This is a genomic window from Mesopusillimonas faecipullorum (genome assembly GCF_020539505.1).
Classification (GTDB): Bacteria; Pseudomonadota; Gammaproteobacteria; order Burkholderiales; family Burkholderiaceae_B; genus Mesopusillimonas; species Mesopusillimonas faecipullorum.
This window is the reverse complement of sequence record NZ_JACDXW010000006.1, coordinates 214,933-241,334: the sequence shown is the minus strand read 5'-3', so window position 1 is coordinate 241,334 and position 26,402 is coordinate 214,933. Positions and strand designations below refer to the sequence as shown.

Genomic DNA, 26,402 nt, shown 5'->3' with positions numbered 1-26,402 from the left:
CCCGAACAGGACAGTGAAACGCCTTTGCGCCGATGATAGTGCACGTCCGTGTGTGAAAGTAGGTCATCGTCAGGCTCTTATACCGAAAACCCCCATCAGCTCAAACGCTGGTGGGGGTTTTTTTATGACCGAATGAAAGATAAAAGAAAGATAAAAAGATAAAGACCGGGATAAAGGCGCAGAAACCACTCCAAGTAATATGATTTGTTAGGGTAAGAGTATAAAAATTCATGTATACTCTTTAACGACGTAAAAAAATGAAACAGCCGTAGGCAGTATAAAGATACGGTCGGCAGAGTCTTCCCGCATCTGTCTCGTACTTTCGAACGGATTGTGGCAAACCCTTTGACCATGACGTCAGCTATCTTCGACTTGTCTAGCGGTGATACCGCCCCCCAACCCCCCTGGACAGAAGCCATGTTTCGCGGCCTTGCCGAGAACCTGGTTGTGGGTATTTATTTGCTCGAAGAAGGCCGTTTTCGTTACGTCAACGAGCGCATGGTTCAAATGTTGGGTTATTCACGCACCGTCCTCTTGGGCAAATCCCTGCAAGAACTGGTGCCCGCCGACGAACACCAGTTGGTGCGCGAAAAAATCCGTCAGACCCTGCAAGCTGAAAACGGTAAAGTCCATTACGAACGCCGCGCTAAACGCCATGATGGCAGCCTGTTTGACGTTGAGGTTTTTGGCTCTAGCTTTACCTGGAACGGCAAGCAGTTTATCGCCGCTGTCATGGTTGATGTCAGCGACCGTAAAAGTATAGAAGCCGAAGCGCATTTTTCGTCCATGATGTATCACCGTAGCAGCCAGGCTATGGTGGTCACCAATCCAAACGGCGTTATTCTTACCGTTAACCCCGCCTTTACTGATATTACCGGTTACTCGCTAGACGAAGTGCTGGGTCAGCGCTTGAACGTGCTTAGTTCGGGGCGTCATGATGCTGCTTTTTACAAAGAGATGTGGCGCAGCCTGACAGAAAACGGCACCTGGGAGGGTGAGGTCTGGAATCGCCGAAAAAATGGCGAAATCTATATAGAAAGATTAAGCATCACCACTACTTATAGCGATAAGGGTACGCCACGTTGTCGCATTGGGCTGTTTTCTGACGTTACTGAACATAAAAAAGCGCAAGAACACATATGGCGTCAGGCCCGACATGACCACCTTACGGGGTTGCCGAATCGCTATTTATTCAATGAGTGCCTGGCTTCCAAACTGGATTACGCAGAAAGGGCCAAAACCGGTTTGGTTTTGCTCTATCTTGATCTCGATTTTTTCAAAGAGGTTAACGATACTCTGGGCCACGCATGGGGTGACGAGTTATTGCGTCAGGTTGCAGCACGTCTTTCTAAATGCGTACGCAAAACAGACTTGGTCGCCCGTTTGGGCGGAGACGAGTTTTGCATTATTGCCGACGGCCTGGCTACAGATACCGAAATCGAAGCCTTATGCAAGAAAGTCGCTCAGACAATAGCCGAACCTTATCCTTTAGGCGAAAGCCAAGGCACTGTATCGGCCAGCATAGGGGCCTCGGTTTACCCTCGCGACGCTGTCGAGGCAGATGACCTTATCCATAATGCAGATTTGGCCATGTACGCGGCAAAACGTCGCGGACCAAGCGAGTACGCATTGTACGATTCGTCCATGCGGCGCGACGCCTTATTCCGTAGCGAGCTCTCGCGAGACTTGGCCGAGGCCTTGGAAAAGGAACAGTTGCGGCTCTACTATCAGCCCATTTACGATTTGAAAACCCGGGCTGTTTGCAAAGTAGAGGCCCTGCTCCGTTGGGAACACCCCCAAAAAGGCATGCTGAGGCCCATACAATTCTTGCCTCAGGCAGAAGACTCCGGTTTGATCGTCGACATTGGTGAATGGGTATTTCGTCAAGCAACGCAGATGCTGCAACACTGGCGAAAAGAATATTCACCCCACTTGCGCCTTGCTTTGAATGTGTCGCCGGTTCAGCTCATGGACAAGCGTATGCAGCCACACGGATGGCTGGAGCAGCTGGATACCCTAGGTTTGCCTCATGACTGCATAGTGCTGGAAATCACCGAGAGCCTGCTGCTAGAGATGGATCCCGTGGTCAGCGAGAAACTACAGGTATTTCGCTCGGCCGGCATGTCCGTGGCCCTAGATGACTTCTGTACGGGCTATTCTTCAGTGGCCCACTTGAAACGTCTGCATATAGACTACGTCAAGATAGACCATTCTTTCATTCACCAAGTCGAGATCCGAGAAGACCAACGTGCTTTGTGTGATGCCATCATCATGATGGCGCACAGGCTGGGTTTGGAGGTGGTGGCCGAGGGTATTTCTTCCGCCACCCAGTACGAGTTTTTATTACAGATGGGCTGTGACTATGGCCAAGGCGTGCACTTTTTTGGCGCCATGCCTGCCGTTCAAATAGACAAACTCTTAAAAGAGTAGTGTGCCGATAACGCGCTCATGGCTTATGGCCACGTCCACGCCAAGCTGCCAGCAAGCTAGCCAAGAAGCCAATAAACGTCAGTAGCAATACCGCTTTGTTACCCCATCGGACGTAAGGCGTCATGCCTGTCGTGCCCTGAACTTCAATATCCAGAATGGCCAGCGTGTGAGCGGGAAGGGCAGCGCGTACGGTGCCGTCAGGGTCTATGGCGGCTGTCATGCCGGTATTGGTGGCGCGCAACATGGGCCTGGCGGTTTCAAGGGCGCGCATGCGCGAGATAAGCAGATGTTGCTGCAAAGCCCAGGAGTCACCAAACCAGCCCAGATTGCTGACATTCAACAGTATGCTGGCTCCGTCCCCGTGCTCAGTGTGATCGCGAACGGCATGAAGAATCTCTTCACCGAATACGTCTTCGTAGCAAATGTTCAGCGCAATGTGTTGCGAGTCGATGTGGAAAAGCTCCTGGCGTACCGTACCTCGGTTGAAATCACCCAGCGGAATATTGAGTGCGTTGGTGAACCAGCGGAAACCCGGAGGAATGAATTCGCCGAAGGGCACCAGGTGATGCTTGTCGTAACGTTGCGTGGGTTGGCCTTCATACAAAGCGCCCAGGTCGCTATCGGTATGCATGCCCACGACGCTATTGGTGTAACGGCTCTCACCGTCAGCATTCATCTCGTGCAGAGGTACACCTATGATCAAGGCGGCTTGCTGTAAGGTGGCAATGTGTTGCCAGTACTCCCAAACCTGAGGGGCATAGTTGTTTTGGAATAAGGCCATCACCGTTTCCGGCATGACGATAATCTGTGGCCTGGCTTGATCGTTCTTCGGGGGTTCGGCCGCTAAGCGCATATAGGTTTCCATACCTTGCTGCATGAGCGCGGGGTCGAACTTTTCAGACTGGGGGATATTGCCTTGGGTGAGGCGAAAAAGAATAGGATCGCCATGGGGCTGTGCCCATTTGAGCTGCCCTAAAGCCAAGCCGGATAATGCCAGCCCAATCGCAAGGGCCACACTGCAAGCCGCACCCGATTCGTTAAGCGCGGTTTGGGTGGTTTCCGTTGTTTGTTTGCGTCTTGCCACCAGCAACATGGCAATGCCGGCAGCCGTAAAAGCCGCTATCCAACTTAGGCCGTAAACGCCCAAGATCGGGGCCCACCCAGCAAAGGGGCCGTCTATGTGAGCATAGCCAGCGTTTAGCCAAGGAAAGCCGGTAAATGCGGTGCCTCTAATCCATTCGAACAAAGCCCACGAAGAAGCCCATCCCAAAGCACTACATACGGTGGCAAGCAGGCCGGCGTGGGTATTTAGCACCGGTGCAAGACAGAGCCTGGAAACCACGGCGGCCAGCGCATAGTAAAGTGCCAATGCACCTGACAAGGCCAAAACTGCGGCCACGGAAAGGCCCGCCTGCAAGCCACCATAAGTGTGCAGGCTAATGAATAACCAATATAAGCCGGTACAAAAACTGCCCAGCCCGAAAAGCCAACCTTGCCAAGCCGCCTCGCGCAGACGTCGAGTGCGCAACAAACACATGGCCAGACCGGTCAGACTGGCTACCTGAACATAGGGGAGAATCACCCCCGGAAGCGGCCCGGGGGCAAAACATAGCGCATGAACAATACCCAACAGCAGTGGGTTCAAGCTTCGGCGCAGGGCAAGCAACAAGTTCGACAAGGTTTAAGCGGCAGATGGGCTGGAGGTAACGGCGAGCTGAGGACCACGCTGAATGTGCAGCCACAACACGCGCTTGGCATCAGCCCCCACAACAGTCAGAGTCAGGCCTTCGTGGAGCAAGTGGTCGCCGCGTTTTGGGATATGGCCTAGTTCGGAGGTAAACCAACCGCCCAAGGTATCGTATTCATCGTCGGGCAACTGAGTGCCAAAAGAGCGATTGAAGGTCTCGATGTTGGTGGTGCCCATGGCGCGCCAACTATTGCTGCCGGTTTCGAAGATGGTGGTTTCTTCCTCTTCGTCGTATTCGTCCTCGATGTCGCCCACGATTTGTTCGAGCACGTCTTCCATGGTGATCAGACCAGACGTGCCGCCGTACTCGTTGATGACGACAGCCAAATGATTGCGACTACCGCGAAAATCGTGCAACAGTACATTGAGCCGCTTGCTTTCGGGGATGAAGACAGCGGGCCTTACCAGGGGCCGCAGATCGATATCTGGATTGGTAATGGTGAGCAACAGATCTTTGGCCAACAAGATGCCGATGATGTTGTCTCTGTCGTTCTCGTAAACAGGAAAGCGGGAGTGGCCGGTTTCTATGATGTCGGGCAGCAGCTCGGAAAGCGGCTTGGTGATGTCCAGCATGTCGATGCGTGAACGCGGCACCATGACGTCGCCGGCTGTTTTATCAGCAACCGCCAAGGTGGCGGAAATCACCGAATACGCATCGGCATCGAGCAGACGCTGTTCGTGTGCGTTGAGCAGGAAACTTTTGACGTCATCAAGACTGGCGGGTTCGGGTTGGAACCTAGACGCCAGGCGAGCCAGCAGGGATTTGGAGGAAGATCGTGACGATCGGGGGTCGGGTTCGTTGGGGGAAGGGTCTGACATTGCCCGTGCAATTGGTTACTGAAAGTTTTAGCATAACCGAAATCGGCGATGCTTACGTGGTGTAAGGGTCGGCAATGCCCATGCGCGCCAAAATACGGGTTTCGAGGGCTTCCATAAGCTGGGCTTCGTCTGGTTCCATGTGGTCGTAACCCACAGCATGCAAGACCCCATGAATCACCAGATGAGCGGCATGATGGGCTGGAGACTTGCCTTGTTCTTGCGCTTCGCGAGCCATGACCGGCAAGCACAGCACGACATCGCCGTGGCAAATGCCGTTTGGGTCTTGGCCATATTCGAAGGTCAGCACATTGGTGGCGTAATCGCGCCCGCGAAACTCTTGGTTTAATTGTTGACCTTCGTCAGCGTCCACCAAGCGCAATGTGATCTGAGCCCCACGCAAATCGGGTATCTGCTCGGAGGCGGCATTCAAGGCTTGCTGCACCCAACGACGCAAGCGCCAACGCGGCAATTCAGGCGCATCGACTTGATACTGAACGGCCAGCGCAAGCTCAGCGGGATTCATGCTGCTCATAGGCGTCGATAATGCGTGCGACCAAGGGATGCCGGACGACGTCTTGGCTGGTGAAAGTGGTGGTGGCGATGCCTTTGACCGAGGATAGAATGTTGACCGCGTGAGCCAGCCCGCTGACCTGGCCTCGGGGCAGGTCTACCTGCGTGGGGTCGCCGGTAATGACAGCCTTGCTGCCAAAACCTATGCGGGTCAGGAACATTTTCATCTGTTCGGGGGTTGTGTTCTGGGCCTCGTCCAAAATGACGAAGGCATGATTGAGCGTGCGCCCGCGCATATAGGCCAGCGGGGCAATTTCTATGGTTTGCTTCTCGAACAGGCGTTGCACGCGATCAAAGCCCATCAGGTCATAGAGGGCATCGTAAAGCGGCCGCAAGTAAGGGTCTACCTTTTGTGTGAGGTCGCCGGGCAGAAAGCCCAAACGTTCGCCTGCCTCGACCGCTGGCCGAGTCAGCACCAGGCGCTGTACGGATTCGCGTTCCATGGCGTCAATGGCACAAGCGACGGCCAGCCATGTTTTTCCGGTACCTGCCGGGCCCACACCGAAAGTGATGTCGTGCCCGAAGATGTTGCGTATGTAATCGCGCTGGCGGGGCGTGCGTGGCCTAAGGTCGCTGCGACGCGTACGCAGCACGAGCTCGTCTCCACGAAGATCGTCGGGCGTAAGCGCTGCAGCAGGAGCTGTGTCGGTAAGGGTAGGGGCGCCGGTTTTCAGCTCGACCATGCCCAGTTGGATGTCGTCAATAGATAACGGGTTATGGCGTGCCCTGGCGTGAAACCATTCCAGCGCTTCTGCCACTTGACGGGCCTGCTTGCCTTCTATGGATAAGCGATTGCCGCGCCGTTTTATCTTGACGTCCCAGCCCGCTGCCAATTGGCGCAGGTTCTCGTCAAGTGGACCGAACAGGTTGGCCAGGTGCGTATTGTCGCCCTCTAGCGTGACAATCAAAGGTTTGCGAGGAGGTGTGGGTTCAGTCATGCGCAGGTGAAGCGGAGAGCCCTTGGAGCTTTCCGCGCAAGGTATGTGAATTGGTGGCTTCTATGAAGACGTCGGCCATGCATCCCTGCACATGGGCGGGTGCGGGGAAGTTGACGATGCGGTTGTTTTCAGTGCGGCCCATGAACTCTTCGGCACTACGGCGCGAGGGTTTTTCGACGAGCACACGTTGAACCGTACCGACCATCGCCTGGCTGATGGCAGAGGCCTGTTCGTCGATGAGCGCTTGAAGTCTGTAAAGACGTTCGAGCTTTTGCTCTTTGGTGGTGTTGTCTTCGAGGTCGGCGGCGGGTGTGCCGGGCCGACGCGAATAAATAAACGAGAAGGACTGGTCAAAGCCGACATGGCGAGCAAGGTCTAGCGTCTTTTGAAAGTCTTCCTCGGTTTCGCCTGGAAAGCCCACAATAAAGTCGGACGACAGGACGATGTCGGGGCGGGACTGCTTGAGCCTGCGCACGATGGACTTGAATTCGAGGGCGGTATACCCGCGTTTCATGGCGGCCAGGATACGGTCGCTGCCCGCTTGTACCGGTAGATGCAGAAAAGGAACGAGCTTAGGCAAGGAGCCATGCGCTTCAATCAGGCGCGTCGTCATTTCTTTGGGGTGAGAGGTGGTATAGCGAATGCGTTCGATGCCCGGAATTTCGTGCACGTACTCGAGCAACATGGCAAAGTCGGCGATCTCGTCGGTTCCGCCCATGGGGCCGCGATAAGCGTTAACGTTTTGCCCCAACAGGGTCACTTCTTTGACCCCTTGATCGGCCAAGTCGGCGATTTCAACCAGCACATCGTCGAATGGGCGAGACACCTCTTCGCCACGGGTATAGGGCACCACACAGAAACTGCAGTATTTGCTGCAGCCTTCCATGATGGAAACGAAGGCCGCAGGCCCGTCTATACGAGGCGGCGGCAAGTTATCGAATTTTTCGATTTCAGGAAAGCTGATATCGACCTGGGCATGGCCCGAGCGCTGCTTGCGCGCGATCAGCTCGGGAAGCCTGTGCAAGGTCTGAGGGCCGAAAACGACGTCTACGTATGGCGCGCGCTTGACGATGGCTTCGCCTTCTTGGCTGGCAACACAGCCGCCTACGCCAATAACCAGGCGGGGGTTGAGTTTTTTCAGGTGCTGGACGCGACCCAGGTCGGAAAACACCTTTTCTTGGGCTTTCTCGCGTACCGAACAGGTGTTGAACAGAATGATGTCGGCCTGTTCCGGGTCGTTAGTGACTTCGAGCGCACCTTGTTTGCCAAGTACATCGACCATTTTGTCGGAATCGTACTCGTTCATTTGGCAACCGAAGGTCTTGATGAAGACTCGACGGGGAGGCGCTGATGCGGCGTCTTCAGGGGCTGCGGGGCTTAAAAGGGAAGCGTCAGCGACGGCGCGCTTAAGAGGGAATTCTTGCATGATTTGGCTGCCGGAGCGGGTGTTTATCCCGTGGGCATATGTTGGATGGTGAGGGAAACCGCCATTTTACCTCTTGCGGCCATCGACCGGGGGAGCGCTATGTATAGCTGTATATAACTAATAATATGTTTTTCTTGTGTTCTTATTTTAATGGGTTATAAATAATGGTGTCGGCAGCATGTCAATAGAACTTGCACCCGGTATGTCGTTATTCATCACGGAGGCACTTATGGAACACATCACGAACTCAATGCGGCGCCGTTTGCTGGCCACAGCCGGCGGCGCAGTCGCGTGGGCAGGTTTGGGGGGGGCGGCTTGGGCCGACTCACAAGAACCCGCATCCAAATCCAACCCTGGGCCGGTTTCGGCGCAAAAGCCGCTGCCGGCCTATGCGGATTGGAAAGATGCCGACGCCCTTATCGTGCACAGCGCCAATACCATAGAGACACGCCGTGCAGCGGTGGGGACAGGTGGCATTACTCCTCTCGACAAGTTATTCATTCGTAATAACGTTTCCCCGCCGCCTGCGAGCATCATGCAAGATCCAGGGGCGTGGGTTCTGGAAGTCAGCGGCGTTGCAAAGCCACGCTCGTTCACGCTGGCCGAGCTTAAAACCTTAGGGCTAGTGTCCGTTGCGATGGTGCTGCAGTGCTCAGGCAATGGTCGCGCCTATTTTCCTCATAAACCCAGTGGTACTCAGTGGACAACTGGTGCTGCCGGTTGCGTGGTGTTTACCGGTGTTCCTTTAAAGGCTGTTCTTGAGGCTGTTGGCGGGGCACAGGCGCAAGCTAAATTCATTACCGGCACCGGTGGCGAAGCTATTCCAGCGGGTATTGACGCCAACACCGTGGCAGTTGAACGCTCGGTACCCTTGTCGGTGCTGGACGATGCCTTGTTGGCATGGGAAATCAATGGTGAGCCTTTGCCCTTGGCCCACGGGGGGCCTTTGCGTCTGGTTGTGCCCGGCTATACCGGGGTGAATAGCGTCAAGTACATCAAAAAACTGGCGTTCACCGAAGAGATGTCGCCTGCGCGGATTCAACAAAGCAGCTATCGCTATTCGCCAGTAGGTGCTGCTTCCTCCCCCGAGCACGAAGTCGTTTGGGCCATGCCACCCAAGTCTTGGATCACTCAGCCTTCCGAAGGCAGTAAACCCATTCAACCCGGTCGCGTCATGGTGACGGGCGTGGCGTTGGGAGGGACAAGTGCGCCTGCCAAGGTCGAGGTCTCGTTGGATGGAGGCAAAAAGTGGCATGAGGCGGCTTTTGTTGGGCCGGATTTAGGTAAATACGCCTGGCGTACTTTTGCGCTGATTGCCGAGCTTTCCGCGGGCGAGTACGAGCTGGTATCCCGTGTCACCAATGCGGCCGGCGAAACCCAGCCTGAAGAGCGGCTGGAAAACAACCGGGGTTACAACAATAATAGTTGGCGCGATCATGGCCTCGTGGTGCAAGTTGCCTAGCTGCTTTTTTTGTTGCAGGCAGTGTTGCAAACCACTATTTACATGAGGATTTATGAGTAAAAACGTAGTTTATTCGGCTGCTCTTTGGGCCGGGGTTGTCTCAGTCATGTCATCCACGGCTTGGGCCGCGGATGACGCGGCATTGGCGCGAGGCAAAGCGCTCTTCACAGCAGAAGCTGTGCCGGCCTGTGCTATTTGCCACGCCTTGGCAGATGCAGGGGCCGAGGGTGCAATAGGTCCTGATCTGGATGAGCTCAAGCCTGGCAAAGATGTGATTCTGAAGGTGTTGAACGAGGGGATGGGTGCCATGCCTTCATTCGCGGAAACCATGAACGAAGCGGATCAGCATGCGGTAGCTGACTATATTGTCAGTGTGACTGCGCAGTAATCTTACGTGCATGGCTAGAGCAACAAAAAAGCACCCTGGGGTGCTTTTTTGTTGGGCTTATCACTGTAAGGCTCAACCTTCCATTTCGGCGGCCGGGTCTTCTTTTTTGATGGGTTTGACCAGGTCTTCGCGTTTGACGCCCAGCCACATGGCAATGGCGGCGGCAACGAACACCGAAGAATAAATACCAAACCAGATGCCGATGGTAAGCGCCAGCGAGAAGTAGTGCAGCGTAGGGCCACCAAAGAAGAACATGGCCAACACCATCATTTGCGTAGAGCCGTGGGTAATGATGGTACGGGAGATGGTCTGGGTGATGGCGCCGTCTATGATGTCTGGCGCACTGGCATGGCGTTGCTTGCGGAAGTTCTCACGGATACGGTCCATGATGACAACGGACTCGTTGACTGAGTAGCCCAATACCGCCAGCACCCCGGCCAAGACGGGCAGCGAGAATTCCCACTGAAAGAAGGCAAAGAAGCCCAAGATGATGATGACGTCGTGAAGGTTGGCGACCACCCCGGCTACGGCGAATTTCCACTCGAAGCGGAAACCCAGATACACCATGATGCCGATGACGACCGCCAGCAGCGCCATCAGGCCGTTAGTGACCAGCTCTTCACCGACCTGGGGGCCGACAAACTCGACTCTACGAAGCTCTACGCTAGCATCTTGCGCTTTCAGGGCCGTCAAGACGGAGTCGCTTTGCGACGCGGAGGTCTGGTCTTCCCGGACGGGCAAACGAATCATGACGTCTTGCGACGTGCCGAAGTTTTGCACCTGGAAGTCTGTGTAGCCGAGGTCTCCCACCGACTGGCGTATCTGCTCGAGCTGGGCTGGTTGGCTGTAGTGGACTTCCATGACCGTGCCGCCGGTGAACTCGATCGACAGGTGAAACCCTCGTGTCGCGATGAAAAACACGGCCAGCACGAAAGTGATCAGACTGATCAGATTGAGCACCAGCGCATGGCGCATGAAGGGGATGGTGCGACGGATGCGGAATAATTCCATGGTCTAGACTTGCTTTAAGTGTGGGCCGGGTGTTTAACGGTTGTCGTCTGGTTTCCAGATCTGACCAATGGAGATCTTCTGCAGCTTGCGGCGGCTGCCATACCAAAGGTTGACCATGGCGCGTACGCCAACGACTGCGGAGAACATGGAGGTGAGAATGCCTATGCAATGCACCACGGCAAAGCCGCGTATGGGCCCGGTTCCGAAGGCCAGCAGGGCCAGACCCACAATGAGCGTCGTGAGGTTGGAGTCAACGATGGTGCCCCAGGCGCGTTCAAAGCCCAGGTTGATGGCCTGTTGCGGCGAAGCACCGCCGCGAAGCTCTTCACGTATGCGCTCGTTGATGAGCACGTTGGCGTCGATAGCCATACCCAGCGTTAGCGCGATAGCGGCAATGCCAGGCAGGGTCAGGGTGGCCTGCAGCATGGACAGCACGGCCAAAAGCAAAAGTACGTTGAATGACAGGCCCAGCGTGGAGAACAGGCCAAACAGCTGGTAGTAGATCAACAAGAAAATTGAAATGGCAATGAAGCCGTACAGGGTGGACTCGAAGCCCATACGGATATTGTCAGCGCCCAGGCTGGGGCCGATGGTGCGCTCTTCGATGATGCTCATGGGCGCGGCCAAAGAGCCGGCGCGTAACAGCAGCGAGACGTCGGCGGCTTCTTGAGCAGTCATGCTGCCGCTGATCTGCACTTGGCCGCCGGGAATTTCGCTGCGGATGACAGGGGCGGTGACGACTTGGCCTTTGCCTTGTTCGAACAACAAAATGGCCATGCGCTTGCCGATGTTGTCGCGGGTGACATCGCGGAAGATGCGGGCCCCTTTGCTGTCGAGGGTAAGGTTGACGGACGGTTGCTGAGTTTGCTGATCGCGACCCGGCTGAGCGTCTTGCAGGTTCTCGCCCGTCAGAATGACTTGACGGCGCAGCAGCAGGGGGCGACCGTCGGTATCTGCGTAGCGCTCCAGGCCGAAGGGTACCGTGCCACTGGCCAGGGCGGCGGCTGCGGTGGGAGAGTCGTCGACCAACCGGATTTCAAGCGTGGCGGTACGGCCCAGGATTTCTTTGGCTTTGGCAACGTCCTGCACGCCAGGCAGTTGGACGACGATACGATCAGCGCCTTGCTGCTGGATAACGGGTTCGGCGACGCCTAGCTCGTTGATTCGGTTGTGCAGGGTGGTGATGTTCTGGCGCAGGGCGTTTTCTTGAACCTGACGGATAGCCGTTTCAGTGAGGGCACCTTGCAGATTGTTTTGGCCTTCAGGGGTGAAGGCCAAATCGGGAAGGCGGCGGCGCAGTTCGCTGAGTGCCGCGTCGCGGTTGTCGGCGTCGTTGAAGCGGGCAAAAATGGACATGTCGCGGCGTTCGACAGCGGCGACGGGGATGCGTGCTTCGCGCAAGTTGCTGCGCACGTCGTTGGCGATGGAGTCGTAGCGACCGGTAAGGGCCCCTTGCATATCGACTTGCAACAGAAAGTGCACGCCACCACGCAAATCCAGGCCCAGATACATGGGGTAGGCACCAATGGCGGAGAGCCAATTGGGCGAGGACGACAGCAGGTTGAGAGCGACCGTATAGCTGGGATCGCTAGGGTCGGGATTCAGTGTGCGCTCGAGAAGGTCTTTGGCTTGCAGTTGTATGTCGGGCGATTCAAAACGTACCCGTACTGTACCTACGGGCCCATTCATATCGAAGAAGGCGCCGGTATAGGGGATGTTTTTTTCGCGCAGCAGTTGTTCAGTCTGCTGCAGCATGCTTTGATCGACTTTGACCGTGGTCTTCGCGCTGGAAATCTGAACGGCAGGCGATTCGCCAAATAAATTGGGGAGCGTATAGATCAGACCGATGACAAGGGCTGCCAGGACGGTCAGGTATTTCCAGAGGGGATAGCGGTTCATGGCGCGAAGAGTGTCGGTGCGTCGGAGAATTGCCGGCGGAGCCCGCCGGCAAATGGAGCATTACAGCGATTTGATGGTGCCCTTGGGCAGCACATTGGAAACAGCCGAGCGCTGCAAGACGATCTCGACAGGCTTGTCGGCCAGTTCGGAGACCTCGAGAGTGATGTAGTTGTCGCTGACTTTGGTGACTTTACCCAGCAAACCGCCCGAGGTGATGACTTCGTCGCCTTTGGTGAGGGCGGCAACGAGGTTGCGGTGCTCTTTCTGGCGCTTCATTTGGGGGCGGATCATCAGAAAGTACAAGATGACGAACATCAAGATGATGGGCAGCATGCCCATCAGCGCGCCGCCTTCGCCGCCGGCTGCTTGGGCGGGAATCAGCGTCAGAATATCGGTAACCTGCATGGTTGGAGCTCCTGGGTGGGATGTTTAAGATTTGTTGACTGGCTATTGACTATATGTACGGCGCCCCGCGGCGCCTGCATCGATGTATTTTTCGACTGCACAACCTGTCTATTGTAGCGATAGTTCGTGCTTGTCTCTTTACTCTATGCCTCGCGCCCGATCTGCCAGGAACTGCGCACGCCATGGTTCGAATCGGCCTTCGGCAATGGCAGCCCGCATTTCACTCATCAGGTTCAAATAAAAACGCAGATTATGAAGGGTGTTCAGGCGGGCGCCGGTGATCTCGTTTGCGCGCTGCAAATGATGCAGGTAGGCGCGTGAAAAATGTCCGCAGGTATGGCAGTCGCAACTGGGGTCTAATGGCCGGGTGTCGTTGCGATACCTGGCGTTACGTATCTTGATGTCGCCGTAACGGGTAAACAGCCAACCGTTGCGTGCGTTACGGGTGGGCATGACACAGTCGAACATGTCTATGCCGTTGCGTACGCCTTCCACCAGGTCTTCGGGGGTGCCTACGCCCATTAGATAGCGAGGCGCCTGTTGGGGCAGTCGCGGCGCAACATGCGCCAGAATGCGCAGCATGTCTTCTTTGGGCTCGCCAACCGAAAGCCCCCCTATGGCATATCCGTGAAAACCGATGTCCACCAGCCCGGCCAAGGACTCATCGCGCAGATGTTCGTACATGCCGCCCTGAACGATACCGAACAAAGCGTTGGGATTGCTTAGCTGCTCGAAAGCATCGCGCGAGCGGCGCGCCCAGCGCAAAGACATGCGCATGGACTGGGCGGCTTCTTCTACGGTGGCGGGGCGACCCTTGATAAGGTAGGGGGTGCACTCGTCGAACACCATCGCGATGTCGGAATTCAAGGCATGCTGGATGCGCATGGACTCTTCGGGCGTCAGAAAAAGTCTGGCGCCATCGATGGGCGAGGCGAACTTCACCCCTTCTTCGGTGATCTTGCGCAGGCCATCCAGACTGAACACCTGGAATCCGCCGGAGTCGGTCAGGATGGGTTTGTTCCATTGCATAAAACCATGCAGACCTTTGTGGGCGCTGATGACTTCGGTGCCTGGCCGCAGCCAGAGATGGAAGGTATTGCCCAGCACGATCTGGGCCTCAATGTCGTCCAGTTCATGAGGCAGCATGGCCTTGACGCTGCCATAGGTGCCAACAGGCATGAAAATAGGGGTTTCAACCACGCCGTGATTCAGCGTGATGCGACCACGGCGGGCTTGGCCGTCGGTGCGTAGCAATTCGAAAGAGAGACCGTTCATGGCTGAGAGGAGGGGGCTTCGATGAGCATGGCGTCACCATAGCTGAAGAATCGGTAGCAGCCCTGGACCGCGTGGGCGTAGGCCTGGCGTATGGGCTCTATACCGGCAAGGGCAGACACCAGCATCAGAAGCGTGGAACGAGGCAAGTGGAAGTTGGTGATGAGGGCGTCCACATAGTGGAAGCGGTAGCCCGGCGTAATGAACAGGCGAGTATCGCCTTCCAGAGGGTCTTGTGGGCCAGGTTGGGCGGCGGCAGACTCCAAGGCACGTACGCTGGTGGTACCCACGGCAATGACTCGCCCGCCTGCTGCGCGTGTGGCTTGGATGAGCGCGAGCGTGGATTGCGGCACGGCATACCATTCGGAATGCATTTGATGGGCGGAGAGATCCTCGGTACGCACAGGCTGAAATGTGCCCGCGCCTACGTGTAGGGTGACGAACGCTTGGCGTACCCCTAAGGCTTCGAGTTTGGCCAGCATGGCTTCGTCAAAGTGCAAGCCCGCCGTGGGGGCTGCGACTGCACCGGGTTTGTCGGCATACACCGTCTGGTAGCGTTCGGTGTCGTGAGCGTCAGGAGTATGTGTGATGTAGGGGGGGAGGGGCACTTGGCCGTGGGCCTCGAGTACGTCCATGACGCGTTCTGGAAAGCGCAACTCGAAAAGTGCGTCCTGGCGCCCGGTTACGGTGATGGAGCAGCCCTCACCCACCACAAGCGTGCTGCCTGCCTTGGGCGATTTGCTGGACTTGATATGGGCCAGGGCGGTGTCAGGGCCGGTGAGGCGCTCAATCAGGATCTCGATTTTTCCGCCAGAGGCTTTATGACCCAGCAAGCGCGCCTTGATGACCTTGGTATTGTTGAAAACAAGAAGGTCGCCGGCTCGCAGCAGCGAGGGCAGGTCGGCAAACTGACGGTCGTGCAACTGCGAAGCGGCATCAATATGCAATAGGCGGCTGGCGCCACGGGATGGCGCGGGCGACTGGGCAATCAGCTCAGCTGGCAGTTCGTAATCGAATTGGGAAAGCGTTAGCAAGGGCGTAGCCACGGAAAGAAAACGACCCGACGACCGGGGCGTGCAAAACTGACGAAACCAGCCATTGTAAAGCGTCGCCAATCCAACACTACTTTCCGGTATGCTGATAGGGTTTTTGACCGCCAGGGTGTAGCAAACCAAAGGCGCAGCGTGGGTATTTATATGGTTGGGGAGCGCGTGTGGGGCAAGTCGTAACGAAAGCGGGCAAGCAGTCGTGGCAAAAGCATTGGCAGCGTTTCGTCGTAGCTCTGACCATGACGCTGCTTGCCAACATGACATGGGCGCAAAACCTGCCTGAACCCTTACGTCAACCCTGGCGCCAAACCCGGTTGCAAGCCGCGGACGTTTCCCTACTCGTAAAAGAGGTCGGCGGCCCGACGCTGATTTCCCTCAATCCCGAAGTCCCGCGCAATCCTGCTTCAGTCATGAAGCTCGTAACCACGTGGGCAGGGTTGTCGGGGCTGGGACCCGCCTATCGCTGGCGCACCTCCCTGATGGCCCGGGCGGACGCTCAGATAGGTGCCGACGGAACCCTGCAAGGGCCTTTGTATGTCAAGGCTTCGGGCGACCCGTTTTTTACCGTCGAACAACTTTGGGCCTTGCTGCGCGAACTGCGTTTGCGCGGCGTTAAAAACCTCAATGAAGTGGTGGTTGACCGCTCCTTGTTTGGCAAAGTGGAAATCGACCCCGAAGCTTTCGACGCCTCTGGTGATCGCCCCTACAATGCCAGCCCTGATGCCATGATGGTGGGCTGGGGGGCGGTACGTGTGCTCTTCTTGCCCGATGAGGCTGCGCGCAAATGGGTGCCCGTTGTGGATCCCCCCGTGCCGGGCGTGCGCTTTGATGGGGAAGTCGCTTGGAGCCGCGGTCAATGTACGGGGTCTCCCACCGCTGGAATCCGTTTGTACAGCGAAGGTGAGCAATTGCGGGTGGCTTTGTCGGGGACGGCGCCCGGGGCCTGCGGCGAGTTCAGCGTGTATAGGCTGGCCCAGTCGCAAGGACAGCATTTCGAGACATTGTTTCGCATGCTTTGGAAAGAGCTGGGAGGCACGCTTGGGCGAGGGTTTACCGAGGGGCGGGTTCCCTCGCGTGGGCGTACCTTGGTTTGGCACGACTCGGTGCCGCTGGCCGATGTGATTCGTCTTATCAATAAGCAAAGCAACAATGTCATGGCGCGCATGCTGTTGTTGACCTTGGGTGCGGAAGTCAATGGTAGCGGTGCGACTGCATCCAGCGGAGCTAAGGCGGCAATGGCCCTGCTGCGACAGCAGGGCGTAGACCTTCGCGGATGGCAATTGGAAAATGGTTCTGGTTTGTCTCGTGAGGAAAGGCTGACGGCCTCGGGGTTGGCGGCCATGCTGGAGGCCGCCTGGAAATCGTCTTCCATGCCTGAGTATCTCTCATCCCTGGCGATTTCCGGCGTAGACGGAACCATGCGTCGCCGATTGCGCGATGAGGAAGTACGCGGGGCTGCGCATCTCAAGACCGGTACATTGCGTGATTCGCGTGCACTAGCCGGCTATGTGCTGGGCGCCAGCGGCAAGCGCTACATTGTTGTTAGCTTGGCCAATGGGCAGCAATCGGCTGGCATCAATCCATTTCATGACACATTGATCGCCTGGCTGGCCTCTCAATAACGCTGGGCTATCGACAACAGAATCTCATCATTGCTCGCACAACCTTTATTTTCCAATTGAACTTGCCATGCCTATTCATGAAATCCGCCACCCGCTCATTCGCCACAAGCTAGGTTTGATGCGTCGTGCCGAGCTAAGCACCAAAAATTTCCGCGAAATGTCACAGGAAATTGCGGCGCTTTTAACCTATGAAGCAACCAAAGACCTGCCGCTGGAGCCCGATGTGGCGCAAGGCTGGTGTGGCGATGTGCAGGTCGAAAAACTGGCCGGCAAGAAGGTTACCGTAGTGCCTATCTTGCGGGCTGGCATGGGCATGCTAGAGGGAGTGCTGATGCTGGTGCCGGGTGCCAAAGTCAGCGTGGTGGGTATTGCGCGTAACGAAGAAACCTTGCAAGCCCACACTTACGTAGAGAAATTGGTGGGTGGCCTGGACCAGCGCCTGGCTTTGATCATCGACCCAATGCTGGCGACTGGCGGCTCTATGGTTGCCACCATAGACATGCTCAAAAAAGCCGGTTGCAAGCACATACGCGCCTTGGTGCTGGTGGCCGCGCCCGTGGGCATAGAGGCCGTAGAAAAAGCGCACCCCGATGTGCACATCTATACCGCTTCGGTAGATAGCCACCTTGACGAAAACGGCTACATCGTACCGGGCCTTGGTGATGCCGGAGATCGTATTTTCGGTACCCGCCATCACAATGCGTAAACGTCTTTACTTACGGCTTGTTGCCGCGTTTTGCCCAGCCCGGGGTACAATTGAAACATCGTCTTTTTACTACCTTAGCAAGGAGCAGGAAAATGGCCAAAGCCCGAAATACACGTATTAACGATAGAGATGAAGACGGCTTGATGGAACAGCTTCGCTCCAGCCTCGACGAGGTCGAGAAGCTGTTGGGTGACGCGGCTCACGCTGGAGAAGATAAAGCAGGCGAGCTTCGCGAGAAAGCGATGGACGCCCTTCGCAACACCCGCCTTGCATTGCACGACACACAAGACGCCGTCATTGCCAGAAGCCGTCGTGCGGCTCGTGTCACCGATGAATACGTACACGATAACCCTTGGCAGGCCATAGGTTTGTCGGCGGTGGCAGGGCTGTTGCTCGGTGTGCTTATCAGCCGCCGCTAAACCCCTCTTTACTCAGCCACCTGAGACCCTGGATGTCCACCGCGTCAAGCGGTGGCTTCCTGTCACTTCAAGGAAGGCCGCATGGGTTTAAGACAATCTGCCGGAGAGCTCGGTGCCGCGTTATTGGCTACTATCAGTACGCGCCTCGAGCTGTTCTCTATCGAGCTGTCCGAACAGAAAGAAAGCATCATTAAAGTAATGTGCTTGTCATTTGGGGCTTTGCTCTGTCTGGCATTGGCTTTGCTTATCTTGACGCTAACGGTTGCCTTGATGTTCTGGCACACCGAGTATCGGTTTTTGGCGTTGCTGGTGGCCGTGCTGGTTTATGCCGTGGCTGGCGTGATAATGCTGCGTATTGTTTGGCGTACGCTCACGGCCGGGCCCCCGCCATTCGAGGCCAGTCTGGCAGAGCTGCGCAATGACATGGCTTGTCTGAAGCGTTTAGGCGACGATGATCCAGCCGAGGATGCCAGGCGCGGGGGGCCAGACCATGTCTAAGTCTCGACTTTCCGAAAAAGAGCTGCGCAGCCTCCGTAAAGACATGCTGCGCGCGCGCGTTCAGCTTGAGCGCCATAGCTTGGCGCGTGGTTCGCGGCACTTGGCTAACGATCTCAGCCCGGGCTCTTTATTGCGCAGTGTGTTGCCTGTGGGCCTAACCAGTAAAAGGCCTAGCGACTGGCTCTTCGAAGGGGTGGGGCTGGTGCGTCGTTACCCCTATTTGTTCTCTGCGGCGTCGGCAATATTCTCCGGGGTACGGCGCCGCCGTCGCTTGTGGCATATAGGCGCCGGCCTGGCGCTCAGTTGGGCGCTTACGCGAGCCAAACGCAAAGAGTACGACGACGAGCACGCTTGACTGCTTCGGCGTCAGCACATGAATGGCGCATGCGTTTACATGCGCCATTTCATGTGTGGGCTGTCACAGCCCCAATTCCTGCCACATCTGATCAACCTTATGCTTGACCTTTTCGTCCATGACGATGGGGCGCCCCCATTCCCGGTGGGTTTCACCCGGCCATTTATTGGTGGCGTCCATGCCTATTTTGCCGCCCAACCCAGATTCGGGTGAGGCAAAGTCCAGGTAATCGATGGGGGTGTTGTTAACCAACACGGTGTCACGCACTGGGTCCATACGTGTGGTCATGGCCCATACCACCTCCTTCCAATCGTAGGGGTCGATATCTTCGTCTACCACGATGATGAACTTGGTGTACATGAACTGCCGCAAAATGCTCCATAGGCCGAACATGACCCGTTTGGCGTGGCCGGCGTACTGTTTGCGTATCGAGACGATGGCCAGGCGGTAGCTGCAGCCTTCGGCGGGAAGATTGAAATCAACGATTTCGGGCAGTTGGCGCTTTAATAAAGGCACAAATACCTGATTCAATGCCACCCCTAAAACGGCGGGTTCGTCGGGTGGTTTGCCCGTGTAGGTGCTGTGATAAAGCGGATTGCGCCGCATGGTGATGCGGTTCACGGTAAAAACCGGGAACCAGTCTTGCTCGTTGTAATAGCCGGTGTGGTCGCCGTAAGGGCCTTCCAGTGCGACCTCGTAAGCGGTGTCGCGAGGGGGCGTGACACCTGGCGGCACATGGGGGGGGAGTGCGTGCGGGTCGCTGGAAGGCAGTATGTGGCCCTCAAGAATGATTTCGGCGCGCGCAGGCACCGAGAGCCCGCTGCCCAGTGCGGAGGCGACCTCGGTACGGCTGTCGCGTAGCAGCCCGGCAAATTGATATTCGGAAAGGCTGTCTGGCACAGGGGTGACGGCAGCCAAGGTGGTGGCGGGATCAGCACCGAGTGCTACGGCAATGGGAAAAGGCTGGCCAGGGTGCGCCAATGCATGATCGCGAAAATCCAGCGCGCCGCCCCTGTGCGACAGCCAGCGCATGATGAGTTTGTTGCGCCCCAGAAGTTGTTGACGATAAATGCCCAGGTTCTGTCGGCGCGCTTTGGGGCCACGGGTGATGACCAGGCCCCAAGTCAATAGCGGTGCGGCATCTTCAGGCCAGCAGGTCTGCAAAGGCAACTGGTTGAGGTCGACATCGTCGCCTTCTAGAACGATATCTTGGCAGGGGGGCGATTTGACTGTTTTGGGGCTCATATCCCATAAGGCCGACTTCAGCATGGAGACCTTGCTTAACGCGTCGCGCAGCCCTTGGGGCGGTTCGGGTTCTCGTAAAGAGGCAAGCAAGGTACCGATATCCCGCAAGGCCGACACATCGGGCGCTCCCATGCCGCGCGCCACGCGATCAGGCGTGCCAAAAAGGTTGGCCAGTACGGGCATGGAAGCGGGTTTGCCTTGATGGATGGCATTTTCAAATAGCAGCGCGGGCCCCGCCTTGCGCAGGACGCGGTCGCTGATTTCAGTCATTTCAAGCGTAGTGTCGACCGGGTGGGAGATGCGTTTGAGGTCGCCGGCTTGTTCCAGCTGAGCGATGAATTCGCGCAGGTCTTTGTATTTCAAGGAAACTCTCGCGGGTTGGTATTGTCAATGCAGTAAGGTTAACATCGACTTTCTCTTTCATAACATCGGATTCAACGGATGGCAGCAGACGCTGGCCCTACTCCGCCCGGTCGACCTCCAGACGACAAAACGCTCATTGGGGAGCAATCGGGCCGGGCTTATTCTTCTCGTGCGCGTCGTGCGACGCGGCAATTGGCGGCCGTAGCCCATGTGGCTGCCGCGTACATCGGTATTGCCGTACTGGTTGCTGTGGCATTTGGCGTATTGGTGCCGTCCATGCGAGATCAATCACGTCAGATGTACGACGTTCTTTTGTCCAGCCTGAAAACAGGCGATGTTCTGACCGAGGGTGAAGCGGTCGCAGTCGCACAACGCAACCCGGCGGCGCTAGGTCAATCTGTGGCTGAAACTGATGTATTCGTGGGCCTTGCCGGTGGTTTGGCTCGCTACGATGATTTTCGCGTGCCTGGCGTTACCCCTACTCAAGCGATAGCGCTGCGCAGCTATATCGCTCGCAAATACCGTATTGCCCATGATGTGGCGGGTACGCTGATTCAGACCACTTACGAAGTGGGGCGCGAGAAAGATCTCGACCCCTTGTTGTTGCTGGCGGTGATCGCCATTGAATCGCGTTACAACCCGTTTGCGGAAAGCCACGTGGGGGCTCAAGGGCTGATGCAGGTCATGACAAGAGTGCATCGTGATAAGTTCGAGGTTTTTGAGCTGGGCACAGACGCTGCCTTCCATCCTGTGGCCAACATCAAGGTTGGCACCCAAATCCTGCACGACTGCATACGTCGTCGCGGCTCTATTACGGGGGGGTTGGCCTGCTATGTCGGGGCTTCGGGCCCTTCCGATGGCGGATATGGTGCCAAGGTGCTTGCCGAGCGCAGGCGCATGTCTTTGGCCTCGGGTATTGCACCGGGTTCGCCCTGATCGAGTTTCCCCATGAATCAGCCTTCGCCATTTCGCCGTGCCTTCTTGATGGGCCGACGTGCCCGTCGTCACCCATGGGAAGCTTTTATCCGTAGTCTGCAAGGGCAAGTGCAGGGTGAGGTGCTGGATTTTGGCTGGCACGGCGGTTCGGGCCGTGCCAGTTGGACGCCCATCGATGATAGTGATGTGGCGACTGCAGCCGCACTATGCCGTGAGTACGGGATATTGTTGGCCTTGGATGGTTTGGATTACGTCAACACTTTGTCCAATGAGTCGGTGCTGTGGGTGGTGCCTCAGTCACCTATCGCGGCATGCCAGGTCATGCCCGGCCCCACTCGGCGGTGGTTGGTACAGCCCGGTTGCTTGGTCGCGCAGGCGCGTGCGGCGGGATTGATGCAGTTCGAAGCTCAGTACGATTATCTGACGGTGGCGGCCTGGCTGGCCGATCGTCGTATCTGTGCATGGCCGACTGGGCAAACCGCGCATTCGGGGTTGATGTTGGCCAATGTGCTTTTGGCTGATGGCAGCTCGGCGGTGCTGGGGCCCTTTGGGGCAAATAGCCAAGCAAGCCTGGACACCCTGTTTCTGCAGCGCGCCATTCCACAGTTGTTTCAATTGAGCAACGGCCTGCTCGCACAGACCTGCCAAGAAAACTCGACTTGGCCCGCTCGTTATCGGCTGGATGCCATGAAGCCGCAGGCGCCGCAGCAGGTTAACTTGGCTCACCTGCTGCTTGGGCATGGTGGTGACTTGGCCTGGGTGCAGTGGATGGTATTCGAGCCAGTACCGGTTTTGCCCCAAATCAACACCAGTGAACCGTTTCGGGCGCCCGAGACCCTGGCGGATGATGACGCCGTGGCACTTGCGGCAACTGAATTGGATGCTGCTGTTAAGGCCTTGTTTGACCCGGTAGGGCTGTTTCCGCATCCTGGCCAGCAACTGGATTAAGCCCGGATTTGCAGGGCGTGTGCGCTATGGCGCGGCGAGCCTGCTCCACCCATTAGCTGACCTGATCGTCGCTAAGCGATAGAATTGCTGCTTCTTCGGCATTATCCGGTATCGTCCGGTCAATCAGGCAGGCACCATGGAAGACAATCTTCGCAACTCGGCTTTGGCATATCACGCACAGGGCCGGCCCGGCAAAATCTCCGTCACTCCGACCAAGCAGCTTTCCAACCAGCGCGATCTGGCTTTAGCTTATTCTCCCGGCGTGGCGGCAGCTTGCGAGGAAATTGTCGCCGACCCCACTAACGCGTTCCGCTATACGGCGCGAGGCAATCTCGTGGGCGTGATCACCAACGGCACAGCGGTGCTGGGGCTGGGCAATATTGGCCCGCTGGCCTCCAAGCCGGTTATGGAAGGCAAAGGGGTATTGTTCAAGAAATTTGCCGACATAGATGTGTTCGATATTGAAATCAATGAAAACGACCCAGACAAGCTGGTCGACATCATTGCAGGCCTGGAGCCGACGTTTGGCGGTATCAACCTGGAAGACATCAAGGCGCCCGAGTGTTTCGAGGTCGAACGCAAGCTGCGCGAGCGCTTGAAGATTCCTGTCTTTCACGACGACCAGCATGGCACAGCCATTTGCGTAGCATCGGCATTTCTTAGCGCCTTGCAGGTGGTGGGCAAAGACATCACCCAGGTCAAGCTCGTGGTGTCCGGCGCCGGCGCTGCCGCGTTGGCCTGCTTGAATCTCTTGGTCGATTTCGGTTTGCCGCTGGCCAACATCTGGGTTTCCGACATTGAGGGTGTGGTCTACAAAGGCCGCCAAACCTTGATGGACCCGGCCAAAGATGTCTTCGCACAAGATACTGACGCACGTACGCTTTCCGACATCATCGCTGGGGCGGACGTCTTCCTAGGGCTTTCTGCCGGCGGTGTGCTCAAGCCCGAGATGGTGGCACGCATGGCGGCTCGTCCCGTCATCCTGGCATTGGCGAACCCTACGCCTGAAATTCTGCCGGAAGTCGCTCAGCAAGTGCGCGGCGACATCATTATGGCAACCGGGCGCTCGGATTACCCCAACCAAGTCAACAACGTCCTCTGTTTTCCTTACATTTTCCGCGGTGCACTTGACGTTGGCGCCACCACCATTACGCGTGGCATGGAAAAAGCCGCTGTCAAAGCCATCTCGCGTCTGGCCCAGGAAGAGCAAGACGAAACTGTGGCCGCTGCCTATGGCACGCTCAACCTGTCGTTTGGGCCCGAGTACCTGATCCCCAAGCCTTTCGACCCGCGCCTGATTTCGCGTATTGCACCCGCTGTGGCGCGTGCCGCCATGGAAGACGGTGTGGCGACTCGCCCCATCGAGGATTTCGATGCCTATGTCGAGAATCTGCAGCGCTTTATGTACCGCTCGGGTTCTTTCATGAGCCCCATGTTCGCTACGGCCAAGTCCATGGTGCGCGAAGGCGCTAAAACGCGCATTGTGTTCGGCGAAGGCGAAGAAGAGCGCGTGTTGCGAGCTGTGCAGATCGTGGTCGACGAGAAACTTGCCAAGCCTATCCTTATCGGGCGTCGCAAAGTGTTAGAGGCGCGCATCAAACGCTTTGGTTTGCGCCTGCGTTTGGGCGAGGATGTCGAAGTGACCGACCCCGAGTACGACGAGCGCTTTCACCAGTACTGGACCACCTACTGGGAACTCATGTGCCGACGTGGTATTAGCAAAGAAATGGCACGTGTTGAAATGCGCCGCCGCATGACCCTGATCGGTGCCATGATGATACGTCTTGGTGATGCCGACGGCATGATTTGCGGCACGGTGGGCTCGTATGCCGACCACCTGCGTTTTGTCGACGAAGTCATCGGTAAGGCCCCAGGTGCTCGCACGTATGCGGCTATGAATATTCTGTTGCTGGCCGAGCATAGCCTGGCGCTGGCCGACACGCACATCAACGATAATCCCGACGCGGAACAAGTCGCCGAGATAACGCTGGCGGCAGCCCGCGAAATGCGGCGCTTGAATATCGAACCCAAGGTAGCACTGCTGTCGCGTTCCAATTTCGGTGCCAGCGCGTCGTCATCGGGTCAGAAAATGCGTGATGCTCTGGCCATCGTGCGCGAGCGGGATCCCGAACTTGAAGTCGACGGGGAAATGCACGGCGACTGCGCCCTGGATGCGGCATTGCGTGAGCGTATCCTGCCAACGACCACGCTGAAGGGGTCAGCCAATTTGTTGATCTGCCCTAACGTGGACTCGGGAAACATCGCCTACAACCTGCTTAAAACGGCTGCGGGCGGTAATGTGGCGATCGGCCCGTTCTTGTTGGGCGTGAATGCACCCATCCACATTCTGACGTCCAGCTCCACGGTAAGGCGCATTGTGAACATGACGGCATTGACGGTGGTGGATGCCAACTTGCCGTCGCGGTAAACGTCGCGTCTACACAACAATCCCGGTGTCCGGCATGCGAAGTAAGCATTTGCCGGACACGACAGGCCCAGGCCGGCTTGCTTGAGCTTAATACCTGGGTTAAAAAAGCTGCCGCTTAGGCGTGTCGTTGTGGTTTTGCAGGTATATTTCCGTTAGCCTGATCCATGCATGCACACGCTTAGGTAAACATGGGCGCGGCCCGCCCGGTAGTTCAGGTCCCGGGGCATTGGATCCTGTATGCGTTTTTCAGGGAGACGCGAATCTTATGACTCAGGCATTGCAGAAAAAACTCCAGAAAGGTGGCTTGGTCGATGCCTCCAAGGCAAACTGGACCGAGCTGACAGAGCCGGCCCAGGCCTTGGAGCTGACAACGTTCGTCGTCGATTGCGACCGTGCGCGCAGTCGCTCGGCCATACTCCGGGCGGTGGTCAAAGCCGTCGACTTTCCTGAATTCTTTGGTGGTGATCTCGACGCTTTCTACGACTGTCTATGCGACACCATTCGCGACCAGAAGACCGGCGTTTTGATGTGCTTCGATAATCTGCACTCGGGCGACCCGGCCTTGGCAGACGATGCAGCTGCCATTATTGCGGTGTGTGAAGATGCGGCCGATTTTGCACGCAACAACGAAAAGATCTTTGCTTTTGTTGTCGAGCATGCTGGCAAGCATCCCGACCCCGAGCCTGGTTTGGCGCCTACGCCTTATTCGGGTAGCCGCGACGATATCTAAGTGTTCCAGCCTTGCAGCGCGGTGATCGCGCTAGCCAAGGCAATACCTGCGGTTTCGGTACGCAGCACGCGCGTACCGAAACGCACGGCCCGGGCGCCGTGTGCCAGGGCGTCGGTTTGCTCTTGCGGCGACCAGCCCCCTTCCGGCCCTACTAAAATCACGATATGAACGCCAGCTTGTGGCAGTAGACTGTGCAAGCTGTCTTTAGCGTCGGGGTCGCAGAACAGCACCAAGCTGTCTGTGGTTACATGCTGAGCAAGGCATTGGTTTAATGTCAGAGGGGCTTCGACCGGCATCAGCCGATTGCGCCCGCATTGTTCGCTGGCGGCGCGTGAAATGCGACGCCAATGTTGCAGGCGTTTTTCCAGTCGTGGGCCCGACAGCTGCAGCACACTGCGCTGAGCCGCGACGGGCAGTACGTTTGTTACGCCGATCTCTACCGCTTTTTCTACCACCCAGTCCATCTTGTCGCCTGAAGGCAGACCCTGAATCAAGGTGAGTTGCCCTGCCAACTCTGCTTCTATGGGGGCGTGGGCGATCACGGCGGCGGCGGGAGGCCCATCATCAAGCAAAAGCTGGGCGGCGAATTGCCCGCCGTTGCCGTTGAACAGGACGATATCGGTGCCGTGACGGAGTCGCAATACCCGCACGGCGTGATGAGCAATGTCGTCGGGTAAGACCATGCGTTGGCCGGCCTGGAGGTCAGAGGGGCAGAAAAAGCGTGGATGTGCCATGG

Annotated in this window: 24 protein-coding genes; 12 read left to right on the top strand and 12 right to left on the bottom strand. The window is 56.9% G+C overall.

Translation table 11 applies throughout. The features are described from left to right. The first annotated feature begins 351 nt into the window (after positions 1-351). Positions 352-2,430: a putative bifunctional diguanylate cyclase/phosphodiesterase gene (locus H0484_RS12785; protein ID WP_226955025.1), complete on the top strand. Its 2,079-nt coding sequence runs from the start codon at positions 352-354 to the stop codon at positions 2,428-2,430. Positions 2,431-2,446: 16 nt separating this feature from the next. Here H0484_RS12785 and lnt read toward each other — a convergent pair whose 3' ends face one another. The 5 genes from lnt to miaB are packed head-to-tail and all read right to left on the bottom strand — an operon-like array spanning position 2,447 to position 7,930. Then, entirely contained in the window at positions 2,447-4,108 is a 1,662-nt protein-coding gene (gene lnt / locus H0484_RS12780; protein WP_226955024.1) for an apolipoprotein N-acyltransferase, read from the bottom strand. A gap of 3 nt (positions 4,109-4,111) precedes the next feature. Beyond that, on the bottom strand, positions 4,112-4,996 hold the full coding sequence (locus tag H0484_RS12775; protein ID WP_226955023.1) for an HlyC/CorC family transporter: 885 nt from the start codon (positions 4,994-4,996) through the stop codon (positions 4,112-4,114). A gap of 52 nt (positions 4,997-5,048) precedes the next feature. Then, positions 5,049-5,519 carry an rRNA maturation RNase YbeY gene (gene ybeY / locus H0484_RS12770; protein ID WP_226955032.1) on the bottom strand — a complete coding sequence of 157 codons (471 nt, stop codon included), beginning with the start codon at positions 5,517-5,519 and terminating at the stop codon, positions 5,049-5,051. Further along, entirely contained in the window at positions 5,506-6,504 is a 999-nt protein-coding gene (locus tag H0484_RS12765) for a PhoH family protein (RefSeq protein WP_226955022.1), read from the bottom strand. Before H0484_RS12765 ends, ybeY begins: the two co-directional genes overlap by 14 nt. Beyond that, positions 6,497-7,930: a tRNA (N6-isopentenyl adenosine(37)-C2)-methylthiotransferase MiaB gene (miaB, locus tag H0484_RS12760; protein ID WP_226955021.1), complete on the bottom strand. Its 1,434-nt coding sequence runs from the start codon at positions 7,928-7,930 to the stop codon at positions 6,497-6,499. Before miaB ends, H0484_RS12765 begins: the two co-directional genes overlap by 8 nt. A 229-nt stretch (positions 7,931-8,159) precedes the next feature. On the opposite strand from miaB, the gene sorT reads away from it, so the two are divergent. Together sorT and sorU are read left to right on the top strand one after the other, a co-directional pair. Further along, complete coding sequence (gene sorT, locus H0484_RS12755; RefSeq protein ID WP_226955020.1) at positions 8,160-9,392, top strand: SorT family sulfite dehydrogenase catalytic subunit; 1,233 nt, start codon at positions 8,160-8,162, stop codon at positions 9,390-9,392. 106 nt (positions 9,393-9,498) lie between these two features. After that, positions 9,499-9,780 (top strand): SorU family sulfite dehydrogenase c-type cytochrome subunit, encoded by a 282-nt coding sequence (gene sorU, locus H0484_RS12750; protein ID WP_315859971.1) that lies wholly within the window; start codon positions 9,499-9,501, stop codon positions 9,778-9,780. Between the two features lie 72 nt (positions 9,781-9,852). Here sorU and secF read toward each other — a convergent pair whose 3' ends face one another. The 5 genes from secF to queA all read right to left on the bottom strand — a co-directional run bounded on the left by secF (position 9,853) and on the right by queA (position 15,413). Next, positions 9,853-10,791 carry a protein translocase subunit SecF gene (secF, locus tag H0484_RS12745; protein WP_226955018.1) on the bottom strand — a complete coding sequence of 313 codons (939 nt, stop codon included), beginning with the start codon at positions 10,789-10,791 and terminating at the stop codon, positions 9,853-9,855. Positions 10,792-10,824: 33 nt separating this feature from the next. Then, positions 10,825-12,690, bottom strand: a complete 1,866-nt coding sequence (gene secD / locus H0484_RS12740; RefSeq protein ID WP_226955017.1) for a protein translocase subunit SecD — start codon at positions 12,688-12,690, stop codon at positions 10,825-10,827. 60 nt (positions 12,691-12,750) lie between these two features. Then, complete coding sequence (gene yajC / locus H0484_RS12735) at positions 12,751-13,095, bottom strand: preprotein translocase subunit YajC (protein WP_226955016.1); 345 nt, start codon at positions 13,093-13,095, stop codon at positions 12,751-12,753. Positions 13,096-13,233: 138 nt separating this feature from the next. Next, positions 13,234-14,370 carry a tRNA guanosine(34) transglycosylase Tgt gene (tgt, locus tag H0484_RS12730; protein WP_226955015.1) on the bottom strand — a complete coding sequence of 379 codons (1,137 nt, stop codon included), beginning with the start codon at positions 14,368-14,370 and terminating at the stop codon, positions 13,234-13,236. Beyond that, a complete protein-coding gene (queA, locus tag H0484_RS12725) occupies positions 14,367-15,413 on the bottom strand; it encodes a tRNA preQ1(34) S-adenosylmethionine ribosyltransferase-isomerase QueA (protein ID WP_226955014.1) in 1,047 nt (348 codons plus the stop codon). Before queA ends, tgt begins: the two co-directional genes overlap by 4 nt. A 242-nt stretch (positions 15,414-15,655) precedes the next feature. Between queA and dacB the strand changes: the two genes are divergently transcribed. The 5 genes from dacB (at position 15,656) to H0484_RS12700 (ending at position 19,016) form a co-directional block, all read left to right on the top strand. Further along, complete coding sequence (gene dacB / locus H0484_RS12720) at positions 15,656-17,038, top strand: D-alanyl-D-alanine carboxypeptidase/D-alanyl-D-alanine endopeptidase (protein WP_390624837.1); 1,383 nt, start codon at positions 15,656-15,658, stop codon at positions 17,036-17,038. A gap of 67 nt (positions 17,039-17,105) precedes the next feature. Continuing rightward, entirely contained in the window at positions 17,106-17,744 is a 639-nt protein-coding gene (gene upp, locus H0484_RS12715; RefSeq protein ID WP_226955012.1) for a uracil phosphoribosyltransferase, read from the top strand. Between the two features lie 92 nt (positions 17,745-17,836). After that, on the top strand, positions 17,837-18,163 hold the full coding sequence (locus H0484_RS12710) for a DUF883 family protein (RefSeq protein WP_226955011.1): 327 nt from the start codon (positions 17,837-17,839) through the stop codon (positions 18,161-18,163). Between the two features lie 81 nt (positions 18,164-18,244). Then, positions 18,245-18,661 carry a phage holin family protein gene (locus H0484_RS12705; protein ID WP_226955010.1) on the top strand — a complete coding sequence of 139 codons (417 nt, stop codon included), beginning with the start codon at positions 18,245-18,247 and terminating at the stop codon, positions 18,659-18,661. After that, entirely contained in the window at positions 18,654-19,016 is a 363-nt protein-coding gene (locus tag H0484_RS12700; protein ID WP_226955009.1) for a hypothetical protein, read from the top strand. Before H0484_RS12705 ends, H0484_RS12700 begins: the two co-directional genes overlap by 8 nt. A gap of 63 nt (positions 19,017-19,079) precedes the next feature. Here the strand turns inward: H0484_RS12700 and H0484_RS12695 are convergent, their stop codons facing one another. Beyond that, a complete protein-coding gene (locus H0484_RS12695) occupies positions 19,080-20,624 on the bottom strand; it encodes a UbiD family decarboxylase (protein ID WP_226955008.1) in 1,545 nt (514 codons plus the stop codon). A 78-nt stretch (positions 20,625-20,702) separates the two neighbouring features. On the opposite strand from H0484_RS12695, the gene H0484_RS12690 reads away from it, so the two are divergent. The 4 genes from H0484_RS12690 (at position 20,703) to H0484_RS12675 (ending at position 25,666) form a co-directional block, all read left to right on the top strand. Continuing rightward, complete coding sequence (locus H0484_RS12690; protein ID WP_226955007.1) at positions 20,703-21,560, top strand: lytic transglycosylase domain-containing protein; 858 nt, start codon at positions 20,703-20,705, stop codon at positions 21,558-21,560. 12 nt (positions 21,561-21,572) lie between these two features. After that, positions 21,573-22,508 (top strand): FAD-binding protein, encoded by a 936-nt coding sequence (locus H0484_RS12685; protein WP_226955006.1) that lies wholly within the window; start codon positions 21,573-21,575, stop codon positions 22,506-22,508. A 136-nt stretch (positions 22,509-22,644) separates the two neighbouring features. Continuing rightward, positions 22,645-24,936, top strand: coding sequence for an NADP-dependent malic enzyme (locus tag H0484_RS12680; RefSeq protein WP_226955005.1), 2,292 nt, complete (start codon positions 22,645-22,647; stop codon positions 24,934-24,936). A 265-nt stretch (positions 24,937-25,201) separates the two neighbouring features. After that, positions 25,202-25,666: a barstar family protein gene (locus tag H0484_RS12675; protein WP_226955004.1), complete on the top strand. Its 465-nt coding sequence runs from the start codon at positions 25,202-25,204 to the stop codon at positions 25,664-25,666. Here the strand turns inward: H0484_RS12675 and H0484_RS12670 are convergent. After that, positions 25,663-26,400, bottom strand: a complete 738-nt coding sequence (locus H0484_RS12670) for a 16S rRNA (uracil(1498)-N(3))-methyltransferase (RefSeq protein WP_226955003.1) — start codon at positions 26,398-26,400, stop codon at positions 25,663-25,665. The two genes, H0484_RS12675 and H0484_RS12670, sit on opposite strands and share 4 nt — an antisense overlap. Positions 26,401-26,402 lie beyond the last annotated feature (2 nt).